This window comes from Oceanisphaera sp. (assembly GCF_048268965.1).
GTDB lineage: Bacteria > Pseudomonadota > Gammaproteobacteria > Enterobacterales > Aeromonadaceae > Oceanimonas.
This window is the reverse complement of the sequence record NZ_JBLWUK010000007.1, coordinates 50,062-68,501: the sequence shown is the minus strand read 5'-3', so window position 1 is coordinate 68,501 and position 18,440 is coordinate 50,062. Positions and strand designations below refer to the sequence as shown.

The following is an 18,440-nucleotide window of genomic DNA, read 5'->3' as shown; positions in this document are numbered from 1 at the left end:
AACTGTTTTTATTGTCACTTTGCTGTTTTTATTGTTCTACTTTTTACAGTCCTGTCTTCCCGGGCTCATTTACATCTGTGCCAAGGAAGGTGCAGAAATGGCGACTACAGCGGCGCCGACTGTAAAAATGACAGTAATAATCAACTCTTTCATTTTTTACCTTCCTTAACAATGGGCTGTGGATCCAATATACGGCACGTTCGGTGTCTTTACAACCGCTATTTTGTTTTTAAGTGAGTTATGTGTGTTTGGTGGCTCGTAACGTCTATTTTTATAATTATCTACTTCGGTTATCGTGACTTTTAGTCGTTGTAAGCAAAATTGTTCACATTGGTTTATTTTTTTTAGTTAGCTAAATCAGAGGTTTAGGTTTGATGTTGTGTGTCTGGCTATGCTTGGTGTTGAAAGCAGTGGCCTGAGTGGCTGCAAGCCAATGTTCGACGTATTAGTGCTGCCCGGATCAGCCTGGTTATTCTCAGTGGCTTTTTTTGTTGTAAAAATAACCACCAATGGTGGTTTTGAGCATGTGTTTGCGATTAACCAGGGGCTAACGCTGTTGCCAGAGCCGAACCCTCTGTGGGGCCGGCGGTTGAAGGCCCATGCCCCCGGGCAAGATACCTTGTTTGAAGCGCCGCCATCTGGCTGGCTCCCTTCGTGGCTCATATCTGTTAAACTGCGCGCCAGTTTTCATCGAGTATATGGGGTTGGTTTTGGCGCAGTCGGTTGAACAGTTGCAAACAAGACTGAAGGAATGCAGAGGATCCGAGCGAGGGCGTTTTCGTCATCGTTTGCAAGGTGTGGCAAAGCTGCCCGACGCCAAGCGGCAAAAGGTGCTGGAGAAAATAGCGCTGGAGATGGCGACGTCCATGGCCGAACGCAGCCGCCGTCAACAGTTGCTGAACCAACCTATCCATTATCCACCGCAGCTGCCGGTTAGCGATAAGCGAGACGTCATTAAAGCGGCCATTCGTGAGCATCAGGTGGTGATCATCGCGGGCGAAACCGGCTCGGGTAAAACCACCCAGATCCCCAAAATGTGTCTGGAGCTGGGTTTTGGTCTCGATGGCACCATAGGCCATACCCAGCCTCGCCGGCTGGCGGCCCGCAGCGTGGCCACGCGACTGGCGCAGGAGCTGGAGTGTGAGCTGGGCGAGCGAGTGGGGTACAAGATACGGTTTAACGATCAGATCAGTGACGCCACGCAAGTGAAGCTGATGACGGATGGCATGCTGCTGGCCGAAATTCAGCAAGATCGCATGTTGCGCCAGTATGACTGCATCATTATCGATGAAGCCCATGAGCGAAGCCTGAATATCGACTTCATCATGGGGTATCTGAAACAGCTATTACCGAAAAGGCCCGATCTCAAGGTCATCATCACCTCGGCCACTATCGATCCCGAGCGCTTCTCCCAGCACTTCAATCAGGCCCCCATTATTACGGTATCGGGGCGTACCTATCCGGTCGAGTTGCGTTATCGGCCTTTGGTCGACGATAACCGCGAGCGTGATCAGCTGCAGGGCATCTTTGATGCGGTGACCGAGCTGACCCACGAAGGGCCCGGCGATATACTGATTTTCATGAATGGCGAGCGAGAAATTCGTGATACCGCCGATGCACTTAACAAGCTGGAGCTGCGCCACACCGAGGTAGTGCCCCTTTACTCCCGGCTGTCCAATGCCGAGCAAAACCGTATTTTTCAGTCCCACAGCGGCCGGCGCATCGTGCTGGCCACCAACGTGGCAGAAACTTCGCTTACTGTGCCCGGCATTCGGTACGTCATCGACCCCGGCACGGCACGCATTAGTCGCTACTCCTATCGCACCAAGGTGCAACGCTTGCCGATTGAGCCTATTTCTCAGGCCAGCGCCAATCAGCGTATGGGACGTTGCGGCCGGGTAGAAGCGGGAATCTGTATTCGCCTGTACGGCGAAGACGATTTTATGAATCGGCCGGAATTTACCGATCCGGAAATTCTGCGTACCAACCTGGCCTCGGTCATTCTGCAGATGCTGTCTTTGGGACTGGGCGATATTGCTGCCTTTCCCTTTGTGGAAGCCCCGGAACGCAAACACATCAGCGACGGCGTTCGCCTGCTTGAAGAGCTGGGTGCCGTGCTGGGCGAGCAGGGGGATTTATCCCTGACCCCCTTGGGGCGGGATCTGGCCCGTTTACCGATAGATCCCCGGTTGGCCCGCATGGTGCTGGCGGCACGGGAGCACGGCTGCGTGACCGAAGTGATGGTGATCACCGCCGCGCTCAGTATTCAGGATCCCCGGGAGCGCCCTCAGGACAAACAACAGGCCGCCGGCGAAATGCATCGTCGTTTTGCCGATAAAGACTCGGACTTCATGGCCTATATCAACCTGTGGAATTACCTGAAAGAGCAGCAAAAACTGCTGAGCGGTAATCAGTTTCGCAAACAGTGCATGAAGGAGTTTTTAAACTACCTCAGGGTACGGGAGTGGCAGGATATTTACAGCCAGCTGAGGCTGGTGGTCCGCGAGCTGGGCTTTGCCCTGAACAGCGAGCCGGCAGATTACAACAGTCTGCATCAGGCGCTGCTGAGCGGCATGTTAAGCCAGGTGGGCATGCGGGATGGTGATAAAAAGGACATTCTGGGCGCCCGCAATGCGCGCTTTGTCCTGGTGCCGGGTTCATCACTGGCGAAGAAGCCGCCCCGTTGGCTGATGGTGGCCGAACTCACCGAAACCCACCGTTTATATGGGCGTACTGCCGCACGGGTTGAGCTGGACTGGATAGAGCGGGCCGCGGTGCACTTGCTGAAGTCCAGCTACAGCGAGCCTTACTGGTCAAAACGACAGGGGGCCGTGATGGGCTACTTGAGCCAGAGCTTGTTTGGCCTGCCTGTGGTGGTGCGCAGACGAGTGAATTACAGCGAGGTAGACCCCAAGCTGTGTCGCGAGCTGTTTATTCGCCAGGCCCTGGTGGAGGGCGAGTTGCAGACCCGCCATGAGTTTTTCCATCATAATCTCGCCTTGCTGGATCAGGCGGAAACCCTGGAGCACAAGTCACGGCGGCGTGACCTGGTGATTGATGATGAAACCCTGTTTCGCTTTTACGACGAGCGCCTGCCTGCCGACATCGTCTCGATTCGCCATTTTGACAAGTGGTGGAAGCAGGCGCGCAAAGACAAGCCGGAGCGGTTGCACTTTACAGAAGAGATGCTGCTGAACGAACGGGCAGAAAAAGTAACCACCCAGGATTATCCGGATGCCTGGCAGCACGATGGCCTGAACCTGGTGCTCGATTATCAGTTTGAACCCGGGCAGGAAGAAGATGGGGTGACGGTACGCATTCCCTTGCCCCTGTTGAACCAGGTGACGGCCGCGCCCTTTGCCTGGCAGGTGCCGGGGCTGCGCCGCGAGCTGGTGATCAGCCTGATCAAGTCGTTGCCCAAACCCCTGCGCAAACACTTTGTGCCGGCTCCCAACTTTGCCGACGCCGTGCTGGCAGCGGCCACGCCTTTTGACGGTGAGCTGCTGGAACAGGTTGAAAAACACCTGCGGCGCATGACTGGTGTCACCGTGCCCCGAGATGAGTGGAACTGGCAGGCACTGCCCATTCACCTGCTGATGCGGTTTTGTGTGCTGGACGCCAAGGGCGAGGTGTTGGCCGCGGGGCGCGATCTGGAGGCCATTAAACTGTCGTTGCAGGGGCAGGTACAAACCGCGCTGACAGAAGCGGTAGATGATGACCGCTTCGAGCAGGAAGGGTTACAGCATTTTCCCGAGCGTACCATTCCCAAAACCTATGCCGCCAAGCGTGCGGGGTTTGAGGTGAAGGCGTATCCGGCCCTGGCCGACAAGGGCAGCAGTGTGGCGCTGACCTTGTGCGAAGATGAAGTCAGCCAGGAGCAGACCATGTGGCGGGGCCAAAGCCGCCTGTTGCTATTGCAATTACCGTCTCCCATCAAGTATTTGCACGAGAAGCTGCCGAACAAGGCCAAGCTGGGGTTGTATTTCAACCCTTATGGCAAGGTGCTGGATCTGGTCGATGACTGTATTCAGGCCGGTGTGCATGCCCTGATGCGCAAGCACGGCGCCCCCGCCTGGACCCCTGCCGACTTTGAGCAGCTGAAAGACAAGGTGGCCGGTGAGCTGAATCAGACCGTAGCCGCGATTGCGTTGCAGGTAGAAGAAGTGCTGAGCCGGGCTCACGCAGTGAAAAAGCGGCTCAAGGGCAGGATAGATCTGGCACAGGCCATGGCCATGTCCGACATTCAGGCCCAGCTGGATGGCTTGATCTTTCGCGGCTTTGTCACCGCGACCGGAGGAGAGCGACTGGCGGATTTAAACCGCTATCTGGAGGCCTTGTCGCGCCGGCTGGACAAGTTGCCCATAGACCCGCATCGGGATCGCGCCCATTTGTTGAAAATCCAGCAGGTGCAGCAGGCCTACAAGCTATTGCTGAACAAGCAGCCCAAGGGCAAGCCCTTGCTCTGCGAAGTGGCGGATATTCGCTGGATGATAGAAGAGCTGAGGGTGTCGTACTTTGCCCAGACCCTGGGCACGCCTTATCCCATTTCGGATAAACGAATTTTGCAGCAGATTAATGCCTTGTGAGAAGTGGTAAAGAGCGAAGGGTGAAGGGTGAGGAAGAAGACAAACGAAACAGATGTTTTTCTGCCTCGCTCTGGTAGAGGCTTGTTCTTTATCTTGTCGTTTGGGCCTGTGCATGTTAAAGTCCGCGCGCTTTTTACAGGCAAATGCCGGTCGCAGCGTTTGCCACTAACCTTATAGAGAGAAAATTATGTCATTCGTATTTGAAGCTGAAGTTCGTTCAGACCTGGGGAAAGGTGCGAGCCGCCGCCTGCGTCATGAAGACAAAGTTCCTGCCATTGTTTACGGTGCAGGCCAGGAGCCAGTAGCCATTGCTCTGGACCACAAAAAAGCCATCATCGCCCAGGCTGAAGATGCTTTTTACAACGAAGTGCTGACCCTGGTCATCGACGGCAGCGAAGTGAAGGTAAAAGTAAAAGACGTACAGCGTCACCCCTTCAAGCCCAAGCTGGCTCACCTGGATTTCATTCGCGTTTAATCGCGAAGAAAAACAGAAAAAAAACCGCCTTCGGGCGGTTTTTTTGTGCCAGTACCTCATGCCGCATTACGGCTGTGGTTCTGTCGTCATTCCCGCGCATCCTCTCTTGTCATTCCCGCGAAGGCGGGAATCCAGGGTCTGTTGCGCTGAATTGTCAGGCTGCGGGGATGACGATAAAGGTAAACCAGCCACTGAACCATCCTGATGAACATCAGGATCTCGGTGTTGGTTTTTGTAGGGTCCATATTTGATGCAAATAGTATTGGACCAAGAACTGTGGCACGGCCTGAAACGGCCGAATACTTCACCCTTTACAGCAGCAGTTGATGATCGATGGCAATAAAGTCGCTGGCGGCATCCATGAGGGCTTTGGCGGTGAGCGCTGGCGCGCCGTATATTTGCACGCGTTTGCCGTAATGCTGGCGCAGCTTGTCGGCCAGGATGGCAAAATCGCCGTCACCGGAAACCAGCACCAGGGTATCGGCAATGGTTGCGCACTCCAGCATGTCGATGGTGATCCCTACGTCCCAGTCGCCCTTGGCAGAGCCATCGCCGCGCTGAATAAAGGGCTTGAGCTTTATCTCGAAGCCGATGGCGCGCAGAATATTCTGAAACTGCCGCTGTTTTTCGTCCCCTCTGTCGATGGCATAGGCATAAGCCGCCACCACTTCCCGATTGGCGGTTGCCTGAGCCCAGAAGGCGTTGTAGTCAAAATTACGGCCCAGGGCCTGCCGACAGGTGTAGTACACATTTTGTACGTCGACAAAAATCGCCACCTTTTCCTGATCTCTCATGACTTCGCCTGACCCTCTGTGTTGTACGTCAGACTGTAACAGAATCCACCGCCTATTTTTAGCGCTGGGTCACCAGACTCCAGGGTCATGACAAATGAATGGTGGCCTGACGGGTTTTTAGCTATAATGCGAATCATTTTTATATTAAGTATGTCATGAAATTAATAGAAGTTGATAAAGAACGCTATCGTAAACACTTAAATAGAGTGCTTGTTGCCTGTGCCTTGTGTTTGGCGATAAGTAGTTTATTGCTTTCTCAGTTCCTGATTTACTTATTTCCTGATCCCAGCGGCAGCCACTTTCACTGGAATGCAATAGGGGTGTTGGTGAGTGCAGCCCTGGTTGGCTTGACTCTAAGCAAGTGTCGCCACCATTCTTATTTGACCGAAGTGTATTATGTCTGGCAGTTAAAGCAGGTGCTGAACAAGATCACGCGCAAAATGCGCAAGCTTGAAGCAGCCGCCCAGCAGGGCAATGCCGACGCCATGCTGGCCTTGCAATACAGTTACTCTGGTTCGCGTCTATTATGGCAGCTGGACGATAACACCATTATTATGGATGAGCTGGCAGTAAAACAAACCACACTGAATAACCTGGCTGAACAGCATAATGTAAAACTGAACCTTGATGACTTTAACGAGCAGCTGTTGAAACAGTTTTAATTCCACTTGAAAAAGCGCCTTGTTATCAGCAAGGCGCTTTTTCGTTGCGCGAGTGGCCAGCTTATAGCGAGCGCCGCCCCTGTCCTTTTAAGCAGTAAGGATCAACCCATGTCAGACAAATTTTTCTTCAAGGGCCGCCAGGATGCCCGTCAAAGCCACATTAGCTATGGCTATCAAACCAAGGCAAGCCATAAACCGGGTAGTCAAAAACATCCACTTGAGCTGGTGGTAACCAGTGAAGCACGCCGCCAAGAAGTGGCTGTCATGGTGAATGAGGCTCACCTTTATGCCAACATACAAGTGAATGCAGAACCGGGTGCCAGCGAGTCGATTGGCGCGTTAACTGTGCTGCTGAATAAAGGTACACCTCTGCAAGCAGAGAAAAAGCCAGAACGCAACGAGCCATGCCCTTGCGGCAGCGGCATAAAATATAAAAAATGCTGTGCTTGAACTGTAATTACCAACCGAGCTTCAAATAAAATATACGCTGCCCTATGCCGTCTTACCGGGCTTGCCCCGGTATCTTGTTTGGTCTTTGCCGATAAAACCGAGATCCTGATGTTCATCAGGATGACAGCCTAACCCAAAAAATGCCCTATGTTTCACTGGGTGCAAGGAGCTTGAGAACACAGTTACGCGCTCTTTCGCCTGGGCAGATGAATCTGGATGTTATGTAATCAATAGCGGGAAATGTTGAATGTCTAGTAACGCCCAGTCGAGTCCCCCCATAGTTGATGACTTTGTGGCGCCAGTGTGTAGCGGTGTGGTGGAAATATTGCATCAGGATGACGACATTCTGCTGATCAACAAGCCCAGTGGCTTGCTGAGTTTATCGGGTAAAAACCCCCTCAATTGGGACTCGGTACACCATCGTTTGGTACATGGCCAGGCGGGGGTGAGCCCGGCCTTTCCGGAAGCCAGGCTACCCCATCGTCTGGATTTTGGCACTTCGGGCATTATGGTGGTGGGGCTGAATGCTGCGTCGGCGCAGCACCTCAATAAACAGTTTCAGACACGCACGATTCAAAAACGTTATCTCGCCCTGTTGGAAGGTTGGATTGCCGACGATCAGGGGCACATTACCGCGGCGATAGCGAAAGATAAAAATCATTTTCCCCGGGTAAAGATTTGCCATAGCACAGGCAAAGCGGCCCTCAGTGAATACAGGGTATTGCAGCGTCTGGATCTGCCACGCCGTAGTATGGTGCAATTTACTCCTCATACCGGGCGGACACACCAGTTGCGGATCCACAGCCAGGCAATAGGGCACCCGATTCTTGGCTGCGATCTCTATTCAAGCGATCACAGCGAACAGATGGCAGATCGTTTGCTATTACATGCCAGTGATTTATATTTTGTGCATCCAGCCGGCGGTGAACACTTCCATGGACAGTGTCCCTGTCCGTTTTAATCAGAGGCGTTTGTCAAAGGCTGCAGGTACTCGAAGTCAAACCCGGCCATATTTTGCACAAAAAAGCGGTCGTGTTGTGACTTGACCTTCAGTAAACAGCCACGGCAGCTGGCAGCCATTATACAGGGAGCGATAATGAACACCTTACTCGATAAACAAACAGATAAAACCGAGCAGGCATTAAGAGCCATAGCACACATGCCAACCAGCAGTTTGCCCGTGCTAATGGATGAAGACTTTGCGCGGGAACTGACAGATGCCGACTTTATGCGTGTTGCCGTGTTGCTCGCGCAAAAGAGCTATGACGAAGGCGGCTGCCCCATAGGCGCCGTGATAGTGGATAATGCGACCAACAACATAGTAGGCAAGGGGCATAACACCCTGGTGCAGGAAGATCATCCCTATAATCACGGTGAAACGGCGGCCATTCGAGATGCGGGCCGCATCGATTTCAGTCACACCACGCTTTATACCAGTTTGAGCCCGTGTGATGTGTGTGCAACCTTACTGTACATGAGAGGATTTAGCCGGGTGGTGGTGGGAGATATAACCAACGCCTCCGGTAATGAAATGCTGTTGCAGCAAAAAGGCGTTCAGGTTGATATTGTGGAAGACCCGCAAGGAATAGCACTTTATGCGCGTTTTCGGGCCGAACAGCCCAAACTGGATTTGGAAGATTGGCAAGGTCTGAGTGCCTTGTAACCAAGGGGGCACGGTCGGAACGATACGCCAGCAGTCCATCAGTATTCCTTGATAACCTCTCCGCTACACCTGGTTGCGGTCGCTCGACCGCCACGCTGCTGCACACCGCAAAACTCGGGAGTTAGACTACGCTGAAAACAGAGCATGACAGAACAGTGGCATTGGGTGATATGGCGTACAACAAGTACGCCTTGCCAGACCATAACAAGATTCAAGTCGCGTCATCCAATTACGTAGAGGGAGCAGGCCCATGGCGAACGAGCCATCCGATGACAAAGGTTCCGACCAAGACAAACTTTCCGACACCGCCCAGTCGAGCAAACCCGTAGCGAACGAGAAGGCAGTGAAGACACCTCCACCGCTGGAGCGCAGCCGATTCGGCGGTTCACAACGCCGACCCCACCCGGACGACGACACACCCGTGTCACGCAGCGATCTCAGCAAGGGTCCCCAGGAATTACTCGAGCACCGCTCGGCCTACATTAACTGGAGCGTGCTGCTGATCTCGTCAATGGTGATCATCGCCTTCTCGGCCTGGGCCATCATGACACCTGATGATGCACGCAGCACCATGAAAATGGTTGTCGATTGGATTGCGACCAACCTCGGTTGGTACTACGTGCTGACGATGACGCTGGTGATCGGCTTCGTGGTCTGGGTTGCGTTGTCCAAAGAAGGGGATGTGCGGCTGGGGCCCGATCACTCGCGGCCGCAGTATAAACTTGGTACCTGGGTGGCGATGCTGTTTGCGGCGGGAGTGGGGATTGATCTGCTGTTTTTCTCGGTAACCGGACCCGTTGTACAATATTTACACCCGCCTTCCGGCGAAGGTGCGACCGCCGCCGCGCTGCAGGATGCAGTGGTCTGGACCATGTTTCACTACGGCATTGCCGGCTGGTCAGTGTATGCACTGCTCGGCATGGCGATGGGGTACTTTGCCTACCGATGGGGCATGCCGCTGTCGATTCGGGCGGCGCTTTACCCCTTGCTGGGCAAGCGCGTTCGCGGCTCCCTGGGTGATGGCATCAGCATTATTGCGCTGGTGGGCACCGTATTCGGCGTCGCCACCACCATGGGCATTGGCGTGGTACTGCTCAACGTCGGCTTCTCGCATATTTTTGCCCTGGAGCAGGGGCTGACGCTGCAAATCTTGTTGGTGATCGGTGCCGTGGTGCTCACCATAGCGGCCACGACCTCCGGCGTGGATCGCGGCATTCGCTGGATTTCGGAGCTGAACCTCTGGAGCGCGGTGGCCATGATGCTCTACATCCTGGTTGCCGGACAGACGGCGTTTCTGTTGAATGCACTCGTCGAGAACATAGGTCAGTTTTTGGTCACCCTGCCGGTACGCATGCTGCAGACCTTCGCCTACGTGCCCGGCAGCAGTGAGTGGATGGGCGGCTGGACGCTGTTTTTCTGGGCATTCTGGCTCGCCTGGGGACCCTTCGTCGGTGTCTTTCTCGCCCGAATATCCCGTGGGCGCACGCTGCGCGAGTTCGTGATTGCCGCGATTACGGTCCCCGTACTGTGCGACTTTATTATTGTCTCGTTCTTCGGCAACTCGGCTCTGTATCAGGTACTGCAGGGCGACACGGCGTTCGCCGAACTTGCGGTCCAGAGCCCGGAGCGAGGATGGTACGCACTGCTGGAAATGTTTCCGGGGGCGTTATTCCTGATTTGTCTGGCGACCTTCTCGGGCTTGCTGTTCTACCTGACGAGTGCGAACTCGGGCGCCATGGTGATGTCGAACTTCTCGACCTCAATCCCGGATCCGTCGCAGGACGGACCCAAGTGGCTGCGCATCTTCTGGGCTTTGCTGACCGCCGTGCTGACCGTCGCCATGCTGCTTGCGGGCGGCGTGTTGACCATGGAGTATGCGACGCTCATTTTTGCATTACCGGTAACCATTATTGCCTATTTGGTGATGGCCTCTTTTTACAAGGCGTTGCGCATGGAGCGGGCCGAGCGTGAGGGCCAGGTGCTGCGCAGGCCCTCTATTGCCCCAAGCGGCGGCCATGTGCCGGAGCGTTCATGGAAGCAGCGACTGGGAAAGTTGCTGGCGTACCCATCGCGGCGGGAAGTCACCCAGTTTCTCGAGAGCACTGTGTGCCCCGCGCTGGACGAAGTCGCCGCCGAGTTTCGCAACGAGGGTTATGACATCGAGCGGGGCAACGTGGCTAATGCGACCGGCATCGAAGGGCCCTTGCTGCGGGTGTCGATGGACGAGTTGCGCGCCTTTCACTATCAGGTGTCTATTGTCGAGGCGCCGGTGCCAACCTTCAGTGGCAAGATGTCGATTGATACCGACGTTTATTACCGACTCGAGGTGTTCACGCAAACCGGCTCGGGCGGCTATGATCTGATGGGCCTCACCAAGCAGCAGGTGATTGACGATGTGCTGGAGCGCTATGAGGCGCATATCGCTTTCCTCACTCACTCCGCGGAAACGGATACTGCATCGGTACTCACACCGCCAATATTGCCCAACGGCAAATAACGGACAGTGTCTAAAGGCTGGCACTAATACCAGACCCCAGACGATATTGACAACTTATCATGAAAAAGGGCAGCCGATGGGCTGCCCTTTCTTATAGGGTACTACTGTTTCTGAGCTTACTGCTTCTGAACAAGGGCCGTGCCCACGCCATGGCGTTTGGACTCGCTGACGGCGGTGACTGTGCCATCGTCATTGAAGACAATACCGTTGGCGGCGCCTATTTGATCCGTTTCGGCAAAGCGATGGCCCAAGGCTTGCAGCGCTGTGGCTTGCTCACTACCGGGGAACTCAAGCAGGGTTTCCACCAGGGTAGTATCGCCGTTGCGCTGGCTCAGGCGTGGTGCGTCTACCGCATCGGCCAGCGACATGCCCAGATCGATGTGGTTGACCATGGTTTGCAGCACGGTAGTGATGATGGTGGAGCCGCCGGGTGAACCTATGGTGAAGGCGGGTTTACCATCTTGCAGCACTATGGTGGGGCTCATGCTGGATCGGGGGCGTTTGTAGGCTTCAGGTACGTTAGGGTGCGGCGCGCTAAAGTCGAAGTCGGTGAGTTCGTTGTTCAACAAAAAGCCGCGGCCCGGCACCACTATGCCGCTGCCACCCCAGGCCTCGATGGTAAAGGTATAAGCCACCACATTGCCTTCTCTATCCGATACCGCCAGATGAGTGGTATGAGCCGACTCCTGGCCAAGAGTGGCATTACTTGGGCGTAGTGGTACAGAGGGATCATCCTGATATACAAAAGGGTCGCCCGGCTCGCGGTTGCCAGATGCCTTTTCGCCCATTAGCTTGGCCCGTTCTTTGGCATAGTCTTTCGACAGCAGTCCGGCCACTGGCACATCGGTATATTCACTGTCTGCCACATAGGCGTTGCGGTCGGCAAACGCCAAACGGGATGCCTCCAGGTATAAATGCTCGACTTCCGCCCGGGACAACTTGGCCAAGTCGAAGGTTTCCAGCAAGTTTAACGCCTGAGCAATGGCAATCCCGCCACTGGAAGGGGGAGCCATGCCGTAGACATCGTAGCCGCGATAGGTGGAGTGAATGGGTTGGCGAATACGCACTTCATAGTCTTTCAGGTCATTCAAGGTCATGCTGCCTGCGAGTACCCGGGTGCCGGTGCTGACCGGGGGCTGATTGACGGCGGCCACTATGTCTTTGGCGATGTCGCCTTCGTAAAAGGCCTTGGCACCCCCGGCGGCGATGGCGCGATAGGTATTGGCCAAATCGGGATTACTGAAGTGGCTGCCTACGGGGTGAGCCTTGCCGTCTTTCAGATAAAGCTGACTGGCGGTGCTAAAGCGGGAAAACTTGCCTTCATTGAGCTGATTGATGCGATGAAAGTTTTCGCTCAGCTTGAAGCCGTCTTCCGCCACCTTGATGGCTGGCGCCAATAACTGCTCAAAATTCATGGTGCCATAACGGTTCAAGGCTTCCTGCCAGCCCAGCACGGTACCGGGCACGCCCACGGAAATGCCGTTGGCAACCGTGTCTTTCCACTCCATGGCGACGCCATCTTGCTGAAATATTTCAGAATGAAAGTAAGCGGGGGCCGTTTCACGGTGGTCTATGCTGATCACCTTGTCGTTGGCTGCGGAGTAAATCAGCATAAAGCCGCCTCCGCCAATCCCGCAGCTAAAGGGATCGGTGACTCCCAGAGTAGCTGCCGCTGCCACGGCGGCATCAATGGCATTGCCGCCTTGATCGAGTATGTGCAGTGCGGCCTGGCTGGCCTGTTCCGATACGGTGGCTACGGCGCCGCCATGGCCGGTGCTAACGGCGGGGGCGGCGTACAAGTGAAAGGTCGTCAATAGCAAAGCCGCGGTAAAAGCGGGTCGCAAGTCCATTTTCATGTTCAACTCTCCTTGAAACCTGGTTGTAATGGATAAAACTAAACGCCAGATAACCTTTATTTATTAACTTGGTTGATATCGCAAGCCCGGCTCATATTACGCCTTGCCGACTTTTAGTCAGCTTACCAAGGCGGTCATTGGCAGCGGATCAAGAGTGTAGTTTATATTCAAATGAATCAAATTGTTAAGCTAAGGATAATAACTTGTTTTTTTGGCCTTGGTGACAAGGTGACAATAATACCGAAGGACAGGCTTGGTAGATGAAGGTGTTAAATGGCCCCGGTGGGTGTAAAGTGCAGGGGGAGTCATTACTTTTCGGGAGTCTTGAACATGATCAATTACGTGACGATAGGTGTGAGTGATTTGGACGCCGCCAAAGCCTTCTATGGTGAGCTGCTGGCCGAGCTGGGCGGCAAGGTGCTGCTGGACATGGGGCGTATCTGCTTTATTGGTGAGTCCATGGAGCAACCCATGCTGGCGGTGTGTATTCCTTTCAACCAAGCGCCAGCAACGCCGGGTAACGGCAATATGGTGTCATTTGCACCGGGCAGTAAAGCCGCGGTAGATGCCATGTACCACAAAGCCATTTCCCTGGGCGCAAGCTGCGATGGTGCTCCCGGGCAACGCATAGCCGACAAGTTTTATGGCGCCTATGTGAAAGATGCAGACGGCAACAAGCTGTGTTTTAGTTATTTCGGTTAAGGTGTATTTAAAGTCGGTTAAAGAGCGACTTCGACCAAGGGGGGCCGTATTGGTTGTTTAGTTTGGCCCACCCGCAAGCCGAGGCGACACCATGAATAATATTTTTGAAAACCTGCCGGCAGATCTCGCCCGGGAGCACTTTCAGGATCTGCTTAACACGCCAAGTGTGCGTATCGAGCGCATTGTGTCTAAAGGGCATAGCTCGCCCGAAGTGGGCTGGTATGATCAGAACGAAGACGAATGGGTGATGGTGCTGCAGGGCGAAGGGACACTGACGTTTGCCGATGGACGAGTCGTCAGGTTGCAAAGCGGTGACTTTATTCATATTCCGGCCCATTGTCGGCATAAGGTCAGTCATACCCGGCCAGACGGCATCACAGTATGGCTGGCGATTTTCTTTAACGCGGCCATTCAGGGGCCGGCTGGTCGCGCCGAACAAGCAGCAGACGAATAGGGCTAGCGGAGAACGGCATGGAATTGCAGTTTTTGGGAACATCATCGGGCACGCCCACTAAAAGCCGTAATGTGTCGGGGCTGGCATTAAAAAAAGCCGCTGCCAAGCCCTGGATACTGGTGGACTGTGGCGAGGGTACCCAGCACCGCATTCTTCATACATCGCTATCGTTAAGCCGTTTACAAGCGATTTGCATTACACATTTACACGGCGATCACTGTTACGGCTTGCCGGGGCTGCTGGCCAGTGCCAGCTTGGCGGGGCGTACCAGGGCACTGACCCTTATCGGGCCTGCAGGGTTACAGGAATGGTTGAGCGTGACGCTGCAGTTGACGCAAGTGACCTTGTCTTATGCGCTGCACTTTATTGATGTAACCACATTAACCGACGCCATCAGGCTCGACGACTTCAAGGTATCGGCCCGGCCACTGTCTCATCGGGTATCCTGTTTTGCCTATGAATTTGTGGAAACCGGGCTGCCGCGCAAACTGGATAAAGACAAGTTATTGGCCGAAAACATCGCATCCGGCCCGGTATGGGGCCAGTTACAGCGCGGTGACACCGTCACCCTGGCGGATGGGCGCACTGTGTGTGGTGATGACTATTTATTGGCCAGTCGCCCTCCGCGCAAGGTGGTTATTGCGGGCGATAACGATACCCCGGCGCTGCTGGCCGACAGCGTTACATCGGCGCAGTTACTGGTACATGAAGCCACGTTTACCCAGAAAGTTGCCGACCAGATAGGAGCCGGCCCCCAACATAGCTCCGCCAGGACCATTGCCGAGTTTGCCGAACTAGCGGCAGTGCCCAACTTGATACTCACGCACTTCAGCCCGCGTTATAAAGACGGTGGGGCAGGGCTGACCATTAATGACATAGCGCAAGAAGCGAGGGCGCATTACCGGGGCACGCTGTTTTTGGCGCGCGACCTGGACCTGTATCATCTGGATTATTCAGGCAAGCTGAGCAAACGCAGCGAACACGCACTAACCCGATAAAGGAGCCTTCATCATGGCAGATGCTTTGTTAACCCGGCTTGGCATTCACCATCCGATTATTCAGGCGCCGATGGCGGGGACCTCTACGGTCGCGCTGGCGGCGGCGGTATCCAATGCCGGTGGCTTGGGCTCGTTGGGGCTGGGCAGCAGCAGTGTAGAGCAGGCACGCTTGCAGATCACCGAACTCAAGCAAGCCACGGCACGGCCGTTTAATGTTAACTTTTTTTGTCACCAAACCGAGCCCGATAATGCGCCACGCAATCAGCAATGGTTAGCTATGTTGCAACCGTATTTTGCCGAGTTTGCTGCCAGCCCACCCACACAGCTCACCGCCGCCTATCCCAGCTTTATCGAACATCATGCCATGCTGAACATGCTGCTGGCCGAGCGACCTCCGGTGGTGAGCTTTCATTTTGGGTTGCCGAGTCAGGCCTTTATTGAGGCGTTGCAACAGGCGGGAATTATCTTGCTGGGCTGTGCCACCAATCTGACAGAGGCTAACGCCATCGTCGCCGCCGGGCTGGATGGCATTATCGCGCAAGGCTATGAGGCGGGTGGCCACAGAGGGGTATTTGAACCGGAGCAGGATGTAGAGCTGGGGCTGTTTGGCTTGTTGCAGCTGCTAAAAAGCCAATGTCCATTACCCGTAATTGCCGCCGGTGGCATTATGCACGGGCAGGCGATTGCCCAGGTATTACAGATGGGAGCCAGTGCTGTACAAATGGGCACGGCGTTTATTTTATGCCCGGAGTCGGCAGCCAGCCAGGAGTATCGCGAGCAACTGAGCAGCGCCAAGGCGTATGAAACCGGAGTGACATCGGTGATTTCCGGCCGTCTGGCGCGAGGCTTGAGGAATCGCATGCACCGGGAGTTGGCCGCAGATCACGCCAGTGTGCCTGCGTACCCTACCGCTTACAGCGCCGCCAAAGCCCTGCATGCAGCGGCCATTCAGCACGGATGTCATGATTTCGCCCCTTATTGGGCCGGCCAGGGTGCCCCTTTGGCCCGCGCATTACCCGCCGCCGCCCTGATGGCGCAACTCATTCAGGAATGGCAGCAGGCCTCACCCGAATAGTCGTTCATCAACCTGTTGAAATGGGAGGGCGGGCTATAAAAAAAGCGCCCGGTATGTCGCAAGCCATTCCCCTTTCGTGTGCATAGGGTGAGTAGTTGATAACCCATGGATGCCCATCCATACTGTATATATAAACAGTATGGGGAAGCATTCATGGGACAAATATCCGGCCAAGCCTCAGAACCAAGGGTTCCAGAGAAAACCTCAGATAATATTGATCTGAACGTCTGTGTGAACCCAACCTGCCAAAACTTCAACATTTCCCCAACCCAGAGCCGCAAAGATCCTAGCTACAAGATCAGTGGAATGAAAAAAGAGTCATGTGTTCTGTGTGTTAGCTGCGGTCGCCTCTACATCATCAAGAGCAATCTTGCGGTCTCCGAAGAGGTAGAACGGCTCCGATACAAGCCAGTACTATCCAAGGTTTACCGACAAGACGGGTTCGGCTGCCACAACATAGAATGTCCACATTTTGGGTTCTACGCTGATACGCCAAGCATCCACTACCGCCGTAGGGGACTGACTTCTGCGGGTCATCCTCGGTTTCAATGTAAAGCATGTGGCACTACCTTCACCCGTGGCTCTAAAAAGAGAAAGAGCCATCCAAAAACGCGCAGCTATGATAATGAGTGGCTATTCAAACTTCTAGTCAATCAAACTGCGATAAATCGAGCGATGGAGCTCACCAACCTGCCTCCTCAAAGAATTTACGACAGAATCGACATGTTCTACGAGCGAAGCGTAGCCTTCATGAAGGAACGAGAGTCACGCCTGAAGATGATGCCGTTGAAGGGAATGAGGTTATCTTCTGACAGGCAAGAATACGGAGTGAACTGGACGAATCGAGAGGATAAGCGGAATGTAGTACTGTCGGCCATTGGATCAGCGGATAGCTACACGGGTTATGTGTTTGGGATGGAAGTGAACTTCGACCCCTCCGTTAACCTGCAAGATCTTGTCAACTCCCAGCAGTACCAAGACGATCAGTCTCGTAAAGGGTTCAATCGCACCTTGGCCAGAATATGGACTCCCAGAGAAATCCGTGCGGCTATCGAAGCAAATAAAACACTGGAATATAAGAAAAAAGAGCTATTAAAAAGTTACTTTGAAGCAGGAAATCTACCACTCCATGAGGCAAGAGTCGCATCTCTTGTCGAGGAGATTGAGCTGGAGTCCGGTGTCTCACCTGTGTCGTTTGATGATGCCACCACCTTGCCTGATAATGGGGCACTGGTGCGTTCAGAATATACCCTGTGTGCTCACTTCAGATTACTGCAAGAATTGATTGGTCACGCAGGTCTACTGACACTTTATCTTGACCAAGATACACTCATTAATCGAGCTGCCATCACTGCATTCACCGATCAAGTAAAGGCTGGTACTTGTCGAGTGGCATATGTACGTTTTAACAAAGAGCTGACCGTAAATGAGCGAAGGTTTCAGGTGACAATGACCGAAAAAGCCGTTGATATAGTGATGAAAAATCAGGGACTGAATGAGGTTGATGCTGAGCGCTTTCTTGTCCAGCAATCACTATCACAGCCTTATGCGATGAATGGCTCCAAGGAAGTCTGGTTTGGCAATCCGATCAATCGTATTTATGAATGTGAGAAGTATGTATCACTTCTGACGGATGATGCCTTTCTCTCGGAAAACCAGAAGGTCAGCGTGATACGCCGCGCCTCTCTGCATCCGATAGATAATTTCTTCCAGATGGTCAGACGAAGACTCTCTTTGCTGGAGCGTCCGATGCACTCACAATCAAACAACGGCAGGGTCTGGACAGGTAAAAGCCCCTACAACCCTGTGATGGTAGAGAAAATGCTTCAGATTTTACGTGTTTATTACAATTTTTGTCTAAGAGGGAAAGACGGTAAGACTCCAGCCCAACGGCTCGGCCTTGCTAAGGGGCCAGTAGAAATCAGGAAGATACTTTATCCATCATGCTAAGGGCACTGTCTATACGTAGAGAGATGGATGGCAGCGCGATCTGGCCGAAATGCAAGCAAATCAACCGTAATTAACTGATATATCAGTTAAAAAAATGGGCAACATTAAGAAGTTGCCCATTTTCCCCGACTCAAGCCATGCACACGAAAGGGGAATGGCTTGGGTATGTCGCTGGGCGCTATTTATTAATTTTTCCGTGTATTGCGCGGCAAAGATGGCTTTCATTTTTTTAACGCATACTCACCACGGAAATCACATCAGCGGTGCGGGGGTGTTCA

At 53.8% G+C, this 18,440-nt stretch carries 15 protein-coding genes; 13 read left to right on the top strand and 2 right to left on the bottom strand.

Features of this window, described 5'->3' with window-relative positions; all coding sequences use genetic code 11:
• The first annotated feature begins 391 nt into the window (after nucleotides 1-391).
• From ACN0VL_RS05490 to rplY, 3 genes are all read left to right on the top strand, one after another.
• Nucleotides 392-727, top strand: a complete 336-nt coding sequence (locus tag ACN0VL_RS05490; protein ID WP_417615296.1) for a hypothetical protein — start codon at nucleotides 392-394, stop codon at nucleotides 725-727.
• Complete coding sequence (gene hrpA, locus ACN0VL_RS05485; protein WP_417615294.1) at nucleotides 711-4,586, top strand: ATP-dependent RNA helicase HrpA; 3,876 nt, start codon at nucleotides 711-713, stop codon at nucleotides 4,584-4,586. The genes ACN0VL_RS05490 and hrpA overlap by 17 nt, the downstream gene beginning before the upstream one ends.
• A gap of 187 nt (nucleotides 4,587-4,773) precedes the next feature.
• Nucleotides 4,774-5,061: a 50S ribosomal protein L25 gene (gene rplY / locus ACN0VL_RS05480; RefSeq protein ID WP_417615292.1), complete on the top strand. Its 288-nt coding sequence runs from the start codon at nucleotides 4,774-4,776 to the stop codon at nucleotides 5,059-5,061.
• 311 nt (nucleotides 5,062-5,372) lie between these two features.
• On the opposite strand, the gene ACN0VL_RS05475 is transcribed toward rplY, so the two are convergent.
• Complete coding sequence (locus tag ACN0VL_RS05475) at nucleotides 5,373-5,855, bottom strand: NYN domain-containing protein (protein ID WP_417615289.1); 483 nt, start codon at nucleotides 5,853-5,855, stop codon at nucleotides 5,373-5,375.
• A 155-nt stretch (nucleotides 5,856-6,010) separates the two neighbouring features.
• Between ACN0VL_RS05475 and ACN0VL_RS05470 the strand changes: the two genes are divergently transcribed.
• The 5 genes from ACN0VL_RS05470 to betT all read left to right on the top strand — a co-directional run bounded on the left by ACN0VL_RS05470 (nucleotide 6,011) and on the right by betT (nucleotide 11,127).
• Nucleotides 6,011-6,517, top strand: coding sequence for a DUF3087 domain-containing protein (locus ACN0VL_RS05470; protein WP_417615287.1), 507 nt, complete (start codon nucleotides 6,011-6,013; stop codon nucleotides 6,515-6,517).
• Nucleotides 6,518-6,625: 108 nt separating this feature from the next.
• The gene (locus tag ACN0VL_RS05465) at nucleotides 6,626-6,967 is read left to right on the top strand and encodes a PBPRA1643 family SWIM/SEC-C metal-binding motif protein (protein WP_417615285.1); all 342 of its coding nucleotides are present in this window, start codon (nucleotides 6,626-6,628) and stop codon (nucleotides 6,965-6,967) included.
• A gap of 247 nt (nucleotides 6,968-7,214) precedes the next feature.
• Nucleotides 7,215-7,928 (top strand): RluA family pseudouridine synthase, encoded by a 714-nt coding sequence (locus ACN0VL_RS05460; protein WP_417615283.1) that lies wholly within the window; start codon nucleotides 7,215-7,217, stop codon nucleotides 7,926-7,928.
• A 135-nt stretch (nucleotides 7,929-8,063) separates the two neighbouring features.
• Nucleotides 8,064-8,630 (top strand): nucleoside deaminase, encoded by a 567-nt coding sequence (locus ACN0VL_RS05455; RefSeq protein WP_417615281.1) that lies wholly within the window; start codon nucleotides 8,064-8,066, stop codon nucleotides 8,628-8,630.
• A gap of 250 nt (nucleotides 8,631-8,880) precedes the next feature.
• Nucleotides 8,881-11,127 (top strand): choline BCCT transporter BetT, encoded by a 2,247-nt coding sequence (betT, locus tag ACN0VL_RS05450; RefSeq protein WP_417615279.1) that lies wholly within the window; start codon nucleotides 8,881-8,883, stop codon nucleotides 11,125-11,127.
• 116 nt (nucleotides 11,128-11,243) lie between these two features.
• Here the strand turns inward: betT and ggt are convergent, their stop codons facing one another.
• Entirely contained in the window at nucleotides 11,244-12,983 is a 1,740-nt protein-coding gene (gene ggt / locus ACN0VL_RS05445; RefSeq protein WP_417615277.1) for a gamma-glutamyltransferase, read from the bottom strand.
• 330 nt (nucleotides 12,984-13,313) lie between these two features.
• Between ggt and ACN0VL_RS05440 the strand changes: the two genes are divergently transcribed.
• From ACN0VL_RS05440 to ACN0VL_RS05420, 5 genes are all read left to right on the top strand, one after another.
• Nucleotides 13,314-13,685, top strand: coding sequence for a VOC family protein (locus ACN0VL_RS05440; protein ID WP_417615275.1), 372 nt, complete (start codon nucleotides 13,314-13,316; stop codon nucleotides 13,683-13,685).
• A gap of 91 nt (nucleotides 13,686-13,776) precedes the next feature.
• Nucleotides 13,777-14,139 carry a cupin domain-containing protein gene (locus tag ACN0VL_RS05435; protein ID WP_417615273.1) on the top strand — a complete coding sequence of 121 codons (363 nt, stop codon included), beginning with the start codon at nucleotides 13,777-13,779 and terminating at the stop codon, nucleotides 14,137-14,139.
• Between the two features lie 17 nt (nucleotides 14,140-14,156).
• Complete coding sequence (locus ACN0VL_RS05430; protein WP_417615271.1) at nucleotides 14,157-15,137, top strand: ribonuclease Z; 981 nt, start codon at nucleotides 14,157-14,159, stop codon at nucleotides 15,135-15,137.
• Between the two features lie 13 nt (nucleotides 15,138-15,150).
• A complete protein-coding gene (locus ACN0VL_RS05425) occupies nucleotides 15,151-16,212 on the top strand; it encodes an NAD(P)H-dependent flavin oxidoreductase (RefSeq protein WP_417615269.1) in 1,062 nt (353 codons plus the stop codon).
• 153 nt (nucleotides 16,213-16,365) lie between these two features.
• Nucleotides 16,366-18,162, top strand: a complete 1,797-nt coding sequence (locus ACN0VL_RS05420) for a transposase (RefSeq protein WP_417615267.1) — start codon at nucleotides 16,366-16,368, stop codon at nucleotides 18,160-18,162.
• Nucleotides 18,163-18,440: the final 278 nt, after the last annotated feature.